Raw genomic sequence first — 11,291 nt, 5'->3', positions numbered from 1 at the left:
GGTCTCAACACAGCCCTCATCCTGAGGAGCCGCGCAGCGGCGTCTCGAAGGGTGCTCCAGTACGCACTGGACCATCCTTCGGGACGCCATTTCTGACGAAACGGCTCCTCGGGTTGAGGGCTGTGAGTGCTTTGGGCTTTTCGCGCCAGGCGCTCTTCGCCGTCAAGAGGATCAAGAACCATGGCCGGACCCCGGCAAATCTCGGCCGACAAGGCCGCAACTCCTGCCGTCTCGCTGGACGGCGCGCGCGTGCTCGTGATCGAGGCGCGTTTCTACGACAAGCTCGCCGACGAATTGCTCGAAGGCGCCCTTGCCGTGCTCGACAAGGCCGATTGCCGCGTCGACGTCGTCACCGTGCCGGGCGCGCTCGAAATTCCGTCCGCCATCATCATCGGCCTGCGCGCTGCTGATGAGGCCGTCGACCCCTATGAGGCGGTCGTGGCGCTGGGCACCGTCATTCGCGGCGAGACCGGCCATTACGACATCGTCGCCGGCGAAAGCTCGCGCGCCTTGATGGACATCTCCGTGGCCTTCGCCCTGCCGCTCGGCAACGGCATCCTGACCGTCGAGAACGAGGCGCAGGCCTGGGCGCGCGCCAACCGCTCCGAGATGGACAAGGGCGGCGGCGCGGCAGAAGCGGCGCTCGCAGTGCTGCGCTACAAACGCTCCCTGGCGGAGCAATCCAAATGAGCCGGGCCGAGATGCGACGAGGCGCGCGGCTTTCCGTCGTGCAGGCGCTCTACGAGATGGAGATCGGCGGGCGCGGCGTGATCGAGGCCATGGCCGAATTCGAGGCCTTCTGGATCGGCAAGGAGGTCGAGGAGATCGAACTGCCCAAGGCCGAGCTCGCTTTCTTCCGCGATCTGCTCGGCGGCGTGGTCCGCGAGCAGCGCCTGGTCGATCGCTCGGTCGACGACGTGCTCGCCTCCGGCTGGCCGCTGAAGCGCGTCGAGGCGGTGGTGCGCGCCGTGCTGCGCGCCGGCGCCTATGAGCTCGCCTTCCGCAAGGATGTGCCGGCGCGCGCCGTGATTTCGGAATATGTCGCGGTCGCGCGCGCCTTCTATGAGGGCGAGGAGATCGGCATGATCAACGCCGTGCTCGACAAGATGGCCCGCGACTTCCGCGCCGACGAATTCGACGCGGCCACGGCCTGAGCCCGCAATGGCCGGCGCTCCTGAACGCCCCGGCGAATTCGAGTTGATCGCCCGCTATTTCGCCCCCATCGCGGGAGCGGGCGGGCTCGGCCTCGTCGATGATGCCGGATTGCTCAGGCCGGCGCACGGCTATCAGACGGTGGTGACGACCGACGCGCTGGTCGCCGGTGTGCATTTCTTCGCCGACGATCCCGCGGCCTCGGTCGCGCGCAAGGCGCTTGCCGTGAACCTGTCCGACCTTGCAGCCAAGGGCGCCAGGCCCGAAGGTTTCGTACTGAGCCTGGCCTTGCCGCATGGCTGGACCGAAGCCTGGCTCGCCGACTTCGCACAGGGGCTCGCGCGGATCGCGGGCGAGGGAGCGTGCCCACTCATCGGCGGCGACACGGTCTCGACGCCTGGACCTTTGATCCTCTCGATCACCGCCTTCGGCGGCGTCCCGGCCGGGCGGATGGTGCCGCGCTCGGGCGCCAAGCCTGGCGACGTCATCCTGGTCTCCGGCACGATCGGCGACGGGGCGCTCGGGCTGAAAGTCCATGGTCCCGCCAAGCCCGGCTGGGTTGCCCGCCTCAGCGAGGATGATCGCCGTTTCCTTGCCGACCGCTATCTGCATCCGCGACCGCGGCTGGCGCTGGCGGCTGCGCTGCAGCTCCATGCTTCGGCGGCGATGGATGTGTCAGACGGGCTCGTCGGCGATCTCGCCAAGCTGCTCAGAGCCTCGAAAGCAGGCGCCGAGATCGATCTAGACAGGGTCCCGCTCTCGGCTGCGGCCCGCGCCGCGATCATGGCCGATCCCGCTCTGGCGGAACTGGCGTGGACGGGCGGGGACGATTACGAAATTCTCTGCACGGCATCTGAAAGAGAATATCTTTCCCTGATCGCTGCGGCGGAGGTTGCGGGCGTCACGCTCGCCGCGATCGGTCGGGTGACGGGCGACGAAGGCGCAGTGAATTATCGCGAAACGGGCAGGGCGCGAAGCTTCGCGCAGGGCTCCTTCGCTCATTTTTAAAAGGCGGCCGTCAAGCGCCGCTCCGGCTAGGGCGGCGCATCGATGAACCAGCACGTTCCCCTCAGTGACGGCGACGCTCTCGCCAAGCGCAATACCCTTGTGCTTGCCTGCGCGCAGGCGCTCGGTGGCGCCAATCCGGCGATCGTGATTTCGCTGGGCGGCATCGTCGGGGCAAGCCTCGTCGCCGACAAGACCTTCGCCACCGTACCGGTCAGCCTGCTGCAGCTCGGCATCGCCACCGGGGTCATTCCAGCCGCCATGCTGATGCGCCGGCTTGGCCGGCGCGGCGGCTATCTCATCGGCACGCTGATCGGGGCGGCAGGGGGAAGCATTGCGGCCGCAGGGGCGACCGAGCGCCTGTTCTGGCTGTTCTGCCTCGGCACCTTCACCTGCGGTCTCTACGGCGCCTTCGTCCAGAGCTACCGCTTCGCCGCCGCCGATACGGCGAGCGAGAGCTTCAAGCCGCGCGCCATCTCCTGGGTGATGGTCGGCGGCATCGCAGCGGGCGTCATCGGCCCGCAATCGGTCTATTGGACGCGCGATCTGACGCCATCAGCGCCTTTCGCCGCGAGCTTCCTGGCGCAAGGCTGTCTGGCGCTGCTCGCCATGCTGGTGGTGATGCGGCTGCGCGCGCCGCCGGTCGCCGCTGCCGCCAAGACCGGTGGCCGCCCGCTCGGCGAGATCATGCGCCAGCCACGCTTCATCGCTTCCGTCACGGCCGCGCTCGTCGCCTACGGCCTGATGAGCTTCGTCATGACGGCGGCGCCGCTTGCCATGGTTGCCTGCGGCCACTCGGTCGGCGATGCCGCACTCGGCATCCAGTGGCATGTGCTCTCGATGTTCGGGCCGAGCTTCTTCACCGGCAGGCTGATCGCGCGTTTCGGCAAGGAGAAGATCACGGCGATCGGGCTCCTGCTGACGGCGCTGGCCGCCATCGTCGGGCTTACCGGCCTGAGTGTCGCGCATTTCTGGGGCGCGCTGGTCCTGCTCGGTCTCGGCTGGAATTTCGGCTTCATCGGCGCGACTGCACTGGTCACCGATTGCTACCGGCCGGAGGAGCGGGTGAAGGTCCAGGCTGCCAATGACTTCCTGGTCTTCGGCTCGGTCGCCATCGCCTCCTTCTCGTCGGGCGGCCTGCTCAACGCCGGCGGCTGGGATAGCGTCAACTGGCTCGTCTTCCCGCCGGTCGCGATCGCACTGGTGCTGGTCGCCTGGCAGGGGCTGTCGCGCCGGGCTGTGCCGGCCTGATCTGGTGCCGGTCTGATCCTTGCCGGTCCGATCTTTGCCGGTCTGATCCTTGCAGCTGCGCGACGGCTATCGATTTGGAGAAGAATGATGCGTCCCCACCAGTTCCCCGTCGCCGCCGGGCATATCCCTCCCGGAGCGATCGGCCATAATCGCGGCGTGGTCCGCCCAAACTATGCCTTCATGCCGCCCGAGGGCGTGCTGGTCAGCCGCCTGCCGCAGTTCGAGCGCACCATCGGCCGCATCCTGACCGCCCCGGTCATGGGCGCGCGCTTCGCGCAATATGTGCTGGAGATCGAGCCCGGCGGCGGCACGCGCCAGCCCTTCCGCGAGGACGGTATCCAGCATTTCTACTATGTCCTGTCCGGGCAGGTGGGTTTTGCGGTCGCTGGCGGCCCCGCCCAGGCCTTGACGTCAGGCGGCTTCGCCTATGTCCCGGCCGGGGTTGCCTTCTCCATGCGCAATGAGGGGCCGGAGCCGGCCCGCGTGCTGGCCTTGCGCAAGCGCTATGAAGCGATCGACCTGCCGGCGCCGGAGCCGATCATCTCGCATCGCGACGCCGTGCCGGTCACCAACCATACCGGGCTCGAGGGGCGCGGCTTCCAGTTCCTGCTGCCCTATGGCGACATGCGCTTCGATTTCGAGATGAACCTGATGTGGTTCAAGCCGGGCACATGCTTCCCCGATGTCGAAACCCATGTGATGGAGCACGGGCTCTACATGCTGGAAGGGCAGGGGCTGTATTTCCTCGGTACGGAGTGGCACGAGATCTGGGCGCAGGATTTCATCTGGATGGGCGGTTACTGCCCGCAGCAATTCTACCCGGCTGGCTTCGGCGACGCCTGCTATCTGCTCTACAAGAACGTCAATCGCGACGTCGCGCTGTAGCGGCGATCGCGGCTTTATTCCGCTGGCCAGCTCTCTTCAGGCCAATCGCGGGCATTGTGGATCACGCGCAGGATGACGAGGCGCGAGGTCTCGGGGATCGCATATGCGATCGTATAAAGCAGGCGAGGGATTTTCCGCTCATAGGTGACGCCAACGCGCCCGGGGCGTCCCGTCGGCATCTCTGCCAGCTTCCGCACGGCGCTGTCGATGGCCGCCGCCACGCGGCGGGCCGCATGCGGATTGTCCCGCGCAATGAAGCCGATCGTCGCGTCGAGATCGTCGAGACCGCTGGCGGACCACTCGACGCCTCGGCTCACGCCTTGATCCGTTCCACCGCCGCTATCGTTTTCTCGAGGCGAGCGATGGCCTCGTCATGCGACACCACCCGGCCCGCCTGCATGTCGGCCAGACCGTCACGCACGCCGTCGATGATCGCGCTCTCGCGGGCGACATAGGCTTCGATCGCCTCGGCCGCGAGATAGGAGTTCGTCCGGCGCGTCGCTGCGGCGATCCTTCCGAGGCCATCCTTCACCTCCTTGGGGAGGCGGATCGTCATGGTCGTGCTGCTCATCTGGGCCGCCTGTACCTGGAGGTACACATCCTAACACAACGTCGTTTGGCGAGCCATTGAAGCTTTGCTCCGTAGCTGCGTGTTTACACGGCGAAAGTCCTATCGCCGTGTTTGCGATTCTGTTCGAAACTTGGCACAAATTCGGCTGACACTGACGAGGCGCATGCGGGCGCGATTTTCTCGGGCCCGCATTTCCATGAGTCAGGCGTCCAAGAACGTTAAGGGGAGCGCAAAGCCTCTCCGCGGGTCGAGAAGCTCAAGGTCAGGAAACCAATGTCAGCTCTGCTTACAATCATAGTCTTAAGTGCGCTGTCGATCGCATATGGCGTCTGGGCCTATGGCGACGTCATGAAGCGCGACGCCGGCAACCAGCGCATGCAGGAGATTTCCGCCGCGGTCGCCGAGGGCGCGCAGGCCTATCTCAAGCGCCAATACATGACCATTGCGCTCGTTGGCGTCGTGCTCTTCGCGGCGCTGGCCTACCTGCTCGGGCAATGGGTCGCGATCGGCTTCCTGATCGGCGCGGTGCTTTCGGGCCTCGCCGGCTTCATCGGCATGAACGTCTCCGTCCGGGCCAATGTCCGCACGGCGCAGGCGGCGATGCAGTCGCTGGGCGACGGCCTCGACGTTGCCTTCAAGGCGGGCGCTGTCACCGGCATGCTGGTGGCTGGCCTCGCGCTGCTCGGCGTTGCGGTCTATTACGGCGTCCTGACCTCGTTCCTCGGCTTCACACCATCGAGCCGCACCGTCATCGACTCGCTCGTCGCGCTCGGTTTCGGCGCCTCGCTGATCTCGATCTTCGCCCGCCTCGGCGGTGGCATCTTCACCAAGGGTGCTGATGTCGGCGCTGACCTCGTCGGCAAGGTCGAGGCCGGAATCCCTGAGGACGATCCGCGCAACCCCGCCACCATTGCCGACAATGTCGGCGACAATGTCGGCGACTGCGCCGGCATGGCGGCAGACCTGTTCGAGACCTATGCGGTGACGCTGGTCGCCACCATGGTGCTGGCTGCGATCTTCTTCGCGGGACAGGCGACGCTGGGCACCATGATGCTCTACCCGATGGCGATCGGCGCGTCCTGCATCGTCACCTCGATCATCGGCACCTTCTTCGTCAAGCTCGGCGCCAACCAGTCGATCATGGGCGCGCTCTACAAGGGCTTCATCGCCGCCGGCGTGCTCTCGATCGGCGCGATCGCGGCGGTCAACTACCTGATGTTCGGCGGCTTCTCGGCCGTGTTCACGACCACGCAGGGCGTGACCTTCACCTCGGGCGGCCTCTTCGCCTGCGCGCTGGTCGGCCTGGCAGTGACGCTGCTCATCGTCGTCATCACCGAATACTACACCGGCACCGGCAAGCGCCCTGTCGTCTCGATCGCACAGGCCTCGGTCACCGGCCACGGCACCAACGTCATCCAGGGCCTTGCGGTCTCGCTGGAATCGACTGCGCTGCCGACCATCGTGATCGTCGCCGGCATCATCGTCGCCTATGGCTTGGCCGGCCTGTTCGGCATCGCCATCGCCACCACCGCCATGCTGGCCCTGGCGGGCGTGGTCGTGGCGCTCGACGCCTTCGGCCCCGTCACCGACAACGCCGGCGGCATCGCCGAAATGGCGGGCCTGCCCAAGGAGGTGCGCCACTCCACCGACGCGCTCGACGCTGTCGGCAACACCACCAAGGCGATCACCAAGGGCTATGCGATCGGCTCGGCGGGCCTCGGCGCGCTGGTGCTGTTTGCCGCCTACACCTCCGACCTCAACTTCTTCATCGGAGAGGCCAACAAGGCGGGCTCGACGACGTTCCAGTACTTCAAGGGCGTCACCGTCGATTTCTCGCTGTCGAACCCCTATGTCGTCGTCGGCCTGCTGCTCGGCGGCCTGATCCCCTTCCTCTTCGCCGGCATGGGCATGACAGCGGTCGGCCGCGCCGCCGGCTCGGTCGTGGAGGAGGTCCGGCGTCAGTTCAAGGAGAAGCCCGGCATCATGGACGGCACCGAGCGGCCCGATTATGCGCGGGCCGTCGATCTGCTGACCAAGGCTGCGATCAAGGAGATGATCGTGCCCTCGCTGCTGCCGGTGCTCGCGCCGATCGTGACCTTCTTCGCGATCAACGCCATTGCCGGCAAGAACCACGCCTTCGCGACTGTGGGCGCCATGCTGATGGGCGTCATCGTCACCGGCATTTTCGTCGCCATCTCGATGACCTCGGGCGGTGGAGCCTGGGACAACGCCAAGAAGTCCTTCGAGGACGGTTTCGTCGACAAGGACGGCGTGCGCCACATGAAGGGCTCCGAGGCGCACAAGGCCTCGGTGACCGGCGACACTGTCGGCGACCCCTACAAGGACACGGCGGGCCCCGCCGTGAACCCGGCGATCAAAATCACCAACATCATCGCGCTCCTGCTGCTGGCGATCCTGGCGCATTCCTGAGCGGCTGCGTGTAGCGCAACGAGATCGACCCCGCGGAGCGATCCGCGGGGTTTTTCATTGTCCGACTGGACTCAAAGGGGGAGGCGCTTGCACGGACCCGGAGGCAATAATAGATATGGATGTGGGCAAGCATCGGAGGATTTCATGGCCGTCAGTGCGGAACTGGGACAGCGCCTTGAGGGTATCGTCGAGACGCTCGTCGCCTCGGGGCGGTACAATTCAAAGAGCGAAGTACTGCGGGAAGGCGTGCGCCTCGTCGAGGAGCGCGAGAAGCGCCTGATGGCACTCGATCTGGCGCTTGAGGCCGGCTTGGCCGAGGCGGATACCGGCCAGGTGATTGCGGGCGACGATGTCTTTGCCGAACTGCGCGCCCGTTACAGCGATGAGATCGGCAAACCCGAGTGAAGCTTGCGTTCACGCCGACGGCGCGCCGGGACCTTCAGGAGATCGGCGACTACATAGCTCGCGACAGTCGGCGAGAAGCGTTGCGCTTTGTGACAGTGCTTGAGCAATTTTGCGCAAAGCTGGTTTCGCAACCCGAACGATATCCGCTCTTGCCGCGTCATGCCGCCCGCGGCATTCGGCGTGCGCCTCATCGGGATTATCTGATCTTCTATCGGATTGGAGAGACAAACCTCGAAATCCTGCGTGTGCTCCATGCCGCGCGAGACCTCGAAAGGATCGATGAGAGCCTGTAAGCAATTGGTGCGCGACGACAATATGATCAATATATCAAATGCTTGGATTAAAGAGTTGAATCAAAGCCTCGCCTGGCTGAATCAATCTGCGAAGCTACGGTCCTAACCGTAGCGTTCCTGCAAGTTCTGGGATGTCGGCTGTGACATGGTCCCTCCAACCAAGGAGAGAGCCATGACGACACAAGCCCTGACCACCCCTGCTGCCGAGGTGAGCCGCGCCACCGAGCTCGCCTTGCTGCTGGTTCTCGCCACGCTCTGGGGCGGCTCCTACAGCTTCATCAAGATCGGCGTGGAGACGATCCCGCCCTTGACCCTGATCGCGGCGCGCACGCTGATTGCCGGTGCGATCCTGCTCGCCATCATCCGCTGGCGGGGTGTGAAGCTGCCGCGCGATGTCGCGAGCTGGCGGCGTTTCCTGGTGCAGGCCTGCCTCAACAGCGTCGTGCCCTTCACGCTGATCGCCTGGGCCGAGCGCAGCGTCGATGCCGGCCTCGCCTCGATCCTGAACGGAACCACGCCCGTCTTCGTCTTCCTGATCGGGCTGGCGCTGGCGCCGGGCAAGCGTCCGGATGCGCGCAAGGCGCTGGGCGTGCTGGCGGGCGTGGCCGGGATCAGCCTGATCGTCGGCGTTCAGGCCTTTGCCGGGTTGGGCAGCGCCGCCGTGCCGCAACTGGCGATCGTGCTGGCGACCGTGTGTTATGCCTGCGCCGCGCTGTTTGGCCGGAATTTCGGCGGCATGGACCCGCTCCTGCCGGCGGCCGGTTCGATGTTGATGGGCGCAGCCGTGCTGCTGCCCTTCGCGCTCGTCATCGACCGGCCCTGGACGCTGGCGCCTTCCCAGGATTCGCTCATGGCGCTGCTTGCGCTTGCGGTGTTCTCGACGGCTCTCGCCTTCGCGATCTATTTCCGCCTGATCCGGACACTTGGCGCGGTCGGGACCACGGCCGTGTCCTATCTGCGCGTGCCGATCGGGGTCGCCATCGGCATCCTGTTCCTGGGCGAGAGCTTGAGCCCGACAGCTTGGGCGGGGCTTGCCCTGGTCGTGCTCGGCGTCGCCGCGATGACGCTGCCCGAGCGAAAGCCGGCGGTTCGCGCCTGAGCACAGCGAGCCCGCGCTCAAAGAAAAACCCGCGGCGAGGGCCGCGGGTTTTGTGTTTCGTCAGACCGTTTGGACGGTCACGCACCGAATGGCGTGAACTTGGTGACGCCCTTGAAGAGGTTGCGCAGGAAGCTCTGTTCCTCGCCGCCGGTCGGGGTGGTGCGGCTGATGAAGTCGAAGGGCACGCCGTCCTGCAGGCCGTAATTGGCGATGCGCTCGACCTTGAAGGCCTTGTTGAAATAGATCACCAGCACCTTCTGGTCGATTACGCTCAGATCCTGGAACTGGAAGCGCCGGCGCACCGTCTGGCTGATGTAGTAGAAGGTCCGGTTGCCGACCGTGGAGGTGGTCGACGGCGTGCCGAGCGCCGTCAGCACGGCCTGTACGTCCATGCCCGGTTTGATCTGGGCGATAAGCGCGTCATCCATGACGAAGCCGCGCGTGTATTCCTCGTTGATGCCCGCAGAGGTCGGGAGCATGAAGCCGCCGGCGTCCGGGCCGCAGCCCGCCAATGCCAGGGATGTTGTCGCAAGGATGCCGAGCAGGGCCGCGCGGCGATTGGTGAGGGTCATTGGGACTCAAATCCAGGCCGTGGCGTCAAGGGCGAAGGGCCCAAGCCGCTTGTCAAATGGGTAAGGCTTGGCGTAACGCCCGAGCATGGCTTTGGCAAGGCAAGGACGCTTTGGCAAGGCATGGACCCGCTTAGGGCCTTCGCAAGGAGATGGCTGCGTAATGTTCGGCCTATTCGGCAAGCGTGAAGCCCGGCTCGCACCGGTGAACGCCTTGTTCGCGCGCGTCGCCGAGGCGTCGCGGCGGCCGGCTTTCTATATCGAAGGCGGCATTCCCGACACATTCGAGGGGCGCTTCGAATCGCTGACGCTGCACATCTTCCTGGTGCTGCGCCGCCTGCGCGAATTGCCGGCGCCGGCCGCCGATCTGGCGCAGGATTTCGTCGATGCCTGCTTTTCCTATCTCGAACTCGGTTTCCGCAATGGCGGCATCAGCGATATCGCGGTACCCAAGCGGATGAAGAAGATCGCCCAGAGCTTCTTCGGCCGGATCAAGGCCTATGAGGCGGCGCTGGTCTCGGCGGAGCCGGAGGCGCTGACCGAGGCGCTGCGCCGCAATGCGAGCCCAGGCGAGGGCGCCGCCATCCTGGCGGACTATATGAGGCAGGCGCAGGCAGGGCTGGCGGCCCGCACGCTTGAAGCGATCCTGAACGAGCCCGAGCTGTTCCCAGCCCTGGCGCAGCTTGAGCGCAGCCATGTCGCCTGATCCGGAGAAGATTTTGCCCCTGAGCCATCCCGTCCGCGTCGAGGGCATCAAGCTGCGCCCCGGCAACGTCACCGTCTCCGCGCCAGCGCAGGCGCTGCCTCGCATCGCGGCCGAACTCGGTCTGGCTTCGCTGGAGGCGCTGGAGGCGCACTACACGCTTTCGCGCAATGGCGAGAAGGTCAAACTCGAGGGTGCGATCCAGGCGAAGGCGCACCAGATCTGCGTGGTTACGCTCGAGTCCTTCCCGGTCGAGATCAAGGTTCCGATGAAGCTCGATTTCGCCCCCGAGGACGAGGCGCGGATCGCCGGAAGGCGCGGCGATGCCGGCGATGAAGACAAGATCGATATCGAGGTCAGGCTGAACGAGGCCGACCCGCCGGAGCCTATCGTCGACGGCGTCATCGATCTGGGTGCGGTCACACTGGAGTTCCTGGCGCTGGCGCTCGATCCCTATCCGCGCAAGCCCGGCGTGAGTTTCGACGCGACGCCGGCCGGTCCCGGCCTCGAATCGCCTTTCGCGGTACTGGCCAAGCTGAAACGGAGCGAATGAACGTGTCGAGACTGGAAGCTTGCCGTGAGGTTTAGTCGAGCAGGGCTTCTATTTATGGTCGTTTACGCCATTGTTGGTGGTTGGCTTTTGATCGTTTCTCAAACAGCATCTGACGTCAAAGGGCAATATATATTTGGACAATTGTCGGGAGCGCCGATGATTATGCTTATGACGTTCTCGGGTACGATTGATATTATTTTGAATTCGTTTCCATGGCTTAATAATATTTATGTGATGTTTGCTCTAAGCGCCGTGTTGGTGTATGCAATCGGTTCGGTGGTGGGTCCGCTTGTCCAACGGCTGTCTGCTATCAGCCGTAAAAATTGGGAGCGCTCGCTTTGATCGCGGCGGCTTGCGGCAGCGGCTCAAGTCGCT

The 11,291-nt window shown here is 65.2% G+C and carries 15 protein-coding genes; 12 read left to right on the top strand and 3 right to left on the bottom strand.

Annotated elements, in window-relative coordinates:
- Positions 1 to 180 precede the first annotated feature (180 nt).
- The 5 genes from ribH (at position 181) to allE (ending at position 4,293) form a co-directional block, all read left to right on the top strand.
- Complete coding sequence (gene ribH, locus RMR04_RS17265; protein WP_092164617.1) at positions 181 to 690, top strand: 6,7-dimethyl-8-ribityllumazine synthase; 510 nt, start codon at positions 181 to 183, stop codon at positions 688 to 690.
- Entirely contained in the window at positions 687 to 1,154 is a 468-nt protein-coding gene (gene nusB / locus RMR04_RS17260; RefSeq protein WP_311909563.1) for a transcription antitermination factor NusB, read from the top strand. Before ribH ends, nusB begins: the two co-directional genes overlap by 4 nt.
- A gap of 7 nt (positions 1,155 to 1,161) precedes the next feature.
- Positions 1,162 to 2,160, top strand: a complete 999-nt coding sequence (gene thiL, locus RMR04_RS17255; protein WP_311909562.1) for a thiamine-phosphate kinase — start codon at positions 1,162 to 1,164, stop codon at positions 2,158 to 2,160.
- 42 nt (positions 2,161 to 2,202) lie between these two features.
- On the top strand, positions 2,203 to 3,408 hold the full coding sequence (locus RMR04_RS17250; RefSeq protein WP_311909561.1) for an MFS transporter: 1,206 nt from the start codon (positions 2,203 to 2,205) through the stop codon (positions 3,406 to 3,408).
- A gap of 87 nt (positions 3,409 to 3,495) precedes the next feature.
- Complete coding sequence (gene allE, locus RMR04_RS17245) at positions 3,496 to 4,293, top strand: (S)-ureidoglycine aminohydrolase (RefSeq protein WP_311909560.1); 798 nt, start codon at positions 3,496 to 3,498, stop codon at positions 4,291 to 4,293.
- Positions 4,294 to 4,307: 14 nt separating this feature from the next.
- On the opposite strand, the gene RMR04_RS17240 is transcribed toward allE, so the two are convergent.
- Positions 4,308 to 4,610: a type II toxin-antitoxin system RelE/ParE family toxin gene (locus tag RMR04_RS17240; RefSeq protein ID WP_311909559.1), complete on the bottom strand. Its 303-nt coding sequence runs from the start codon at positions 4,608 to 4,610 to the stop codon at positions 4,308 to 4,310.
- Complete coding sequence (locus tag RMR04_RS17235; RefSeq protein ID WP_311909558.1) at positions 4,607 to 4,864, bottom strand: CopG family ribbon-helix-helix protein; 258 nt, start codon at positions 4,862 to 4,864, stop codon at positions 4,607 to 4,609. The genes RMR04_RS17240 and RMR04_RS17235 overlap by 4 nt, the downstream gene beginning before the upstream one ends.
- A 273-nt stretch (positions 4,865 to 5,137) precedes the next feature.
- On the opposite strand from RMR04_RS17235, the gene RMR04_RS17230 reads away from it, so the two are divergent.
- The 4 genes from RMR04_RS17230 to RMR04_RS17215 all read left to right on the top strand — a co-directional run bounded on the left by RMR04_RS17230 (position 5,138) and on the right by RMR04_RS17215 (position 9,091).
- Positions 5,138 to 7,294 (top strand): sodium-translocating pyrophosphatase, encoded by a 2,157-nt coding sequence (locus tag RMR04_RS17230; protein ID WP_311909557.1) that lies wholly within the window; start codon positions 5,138 to 5,140, stop codon positions 7,292 to 7,294.
- Between the two features lie 144 nt (positions 7,295 to 7,438).
- Positions 7,439 to 7,699, top strand: coding sequence for a type II toxin-antitoxin system ParD family antitoxin (locus RMR04_RS17225; protein WP_311909556.1), 261 nt, complete (start codon positions 7,439 to 7,441; stop codon positions 7,697 to 7,699).
- Positions 7,696 to 7,992: a type II toxin-antitoxin system RelE/ParE family toxin gene (locus RMR04_RS17220; RefSeq protein ID WP_311909555.1), complete on the top strand. Its 297-nt coding sequence runs from the start codon at positions 7,696 to 7,698 to the stop codon at positions 7,990 to 7,992. Before RMR04_RS17225 ends, RMR04_RS17220 begins: the two co-directional genes overlap by 4 nt.
- A 172-nt stretch (positions 7,993 to 8,164) precedes the next feature.
- A complete protein-coding gene (locus RMR04_RS17215) occupies positions 8,165 to 9,091 on the top strand; it encodes a DMT family transporter (RefSeq protein ID WP_311909554.1) in 927 nt (308 codons plus the stop codon).
- Positions 9,092 to 9,168: 77 nt separating this feature from the next.
- On the opposite strand, the gene RMR04_RS17210 is transcribed toward RMR04_RS17215, so the two are convergent.
- Positions 9,169 to 9,663, bottom strand: coding sequence for an outer membrane protein assembly factor BamE (locus RMR04_RS17210; RefSeq protein ID WP_311909553.1), 495 nt, complete (start codon positions 9,661 to 9,663; stop codon positions 9,169 to 9,171).
- Positions 9,664 to 9,823: 160 nt separating this feature from the next.
- Between RMR04_RS17210 and RMR04_RS17205 the strand changes: the two genes are divergently transcribed.
- The 3 genes from RMR04_RS17205 to RMR04_RS17195 are packed head-to-tail and all read left to right on the top strand — an operon-like array spanning position 9,824 to position 11,258.
- The gene (locus tag RMR04_RS17205) at positions 9,824 to 10,366 is read left to right on the top strand and encodes a ubiquinol-cytochrome C chaperone family protein (RefSeq protein WP_311909552.1); all 543 of its coding nucleotides are present in this window, start codon (positions 9,824 to 9,826) and stop codon (positions 10,364 to 10,366) included.
- On the top strand, positions 10,356 to 10,916 hold the full coding sequence (locus tag RMR04_RS17200) for a YceD family protein (RefSeq protein ID WP_311909551.1): 561 nt from the start codon (positions 10,356 to 10,358) through the stop codon (positions 10,914 to 10,916). The genes RMR04_RS17205 and RMR04_RS17200 overlap by 11 nt, the downstream gene beginning before the upstream one ends.
- Positions 10,917 to 10,970: 54 nt before the next feature.
- Positions 10,971 to 11,258: a hypothetical protein gene (locus tag RMR04_RS17195; protein ID WP_311909550.1), complete on the top strand. Its 288-nt coding sequence runs from the start codon at positions 10,971 to 10,973 to the stop codon at positions 11,256 to 11,258.
- The last annotated feature ends 33 nt before the right edge of the window (positions 11,259 to 11,291 follow it).

Origin of the sequence: Bosea sp. 685, from assembly GCF_031884435.1 — a bacterium.
Lineage (GTDB): Bacteria > Pseudomonadota > Alphaproteobacteria > Rhizobiales > Beijerinckiaceae > Allobosea.
The sequence above is the reverse complement of the archived record's forward strand: the minus strand, read 5'-3'. Positions and strand labels throughout refer to the sequence as shown.

Bases quoted from the DNA above. Each gene is read 5' to 3' on its own strand.
- ribH (WP_092164617.1), top strand. From the start codon at position 181: ATGGCCGGACCCCGGCAAATCTCGGCCGACAAGGCCGCAACTCCTGCC.
- nusB (WP_311909563.1), top strand. From the start codon at position 687: ATGAGCCGGGCCGAGATGCGACGAGGCGCGCGGCTTTCCGTCGTGCAG.
- thiL (WP_311909562.1), top strand. From the start codon at position 1,162: ATGGCCGGCGCTCCTGAACGCCCCGGCGAATTCGAGTTGATCGCCCGC.
- RMR04_RS17250 (WP_311909561.1), top strand. From the start codon at position 2,203: ATGAACCAGCACGTTCCCCTCAGTGACGGCGACGCTCTCGCCAAGCGC.
- allE (WP_311909560.1), top strand. From the start codon at position 3,496: ATGCGTCCCCACCAGTTCCCCGTCGCCGCCGGGCATATCCCTCCCGGA.
- RMR04_RS17235 (WP_311909558.1), bottom strand. From the start codon at position 4,864: ATGAGCAGCACGACCATGACGATCCGCCTCCCCAAGGAGGTGAAGGAT.
- RMR04_RS17230 (WP_311909557.1), top strand. From the start codon at position 5,138: ATGTCAGCTCTGCTTACAATCATAGTCTTAAGTGCGCTGTCGATCGCA.
- RMR04_RS17225 (WP_311909556.1), top strand. From the start codon at position 7,439: ATGGCCGTCAGTGCGGAACTGGGACAGCGCCTTGAGGGTATCGTCGAG.
- RMR04_RS17215 (WP_311909554.1), top strand. From the start codon at position 8,165: ATGACGACACAAGCCCTGACCACCCCTGCTGCCGAGGTGAGCCGCGCC.
- RMR04_RS17210 (WP_311909553.1), bottom strand. From the start codon at position 9,663: ATGACCCTCACCAATCGCCGCGCGGCCCTGCTCGGCATCCTTGCGACA.
- RMR04_RS17205 (WP_311909552.1), top strand. From the start codon at position 9,824: ATGTTCGGCCTATTCGGCAAGCGTGAAGCCCGGCTCGCACCGGTGAAC.
- RMR04_RS17200 (WP_311909551.1), top strand. From the start codon at position 10,356: ATGTCGCCTGATCCGGAGAAGATTTTGCCCCTGAGCCATCCCGTCCGC.
- RMR04_RS17195 (WP_311909550.1), top strand. From the start codon at position 10,971: ATGGTCGTTTACGCCATTGTTGGTGGTTGGCTTTTGATCGTTTCTCAA.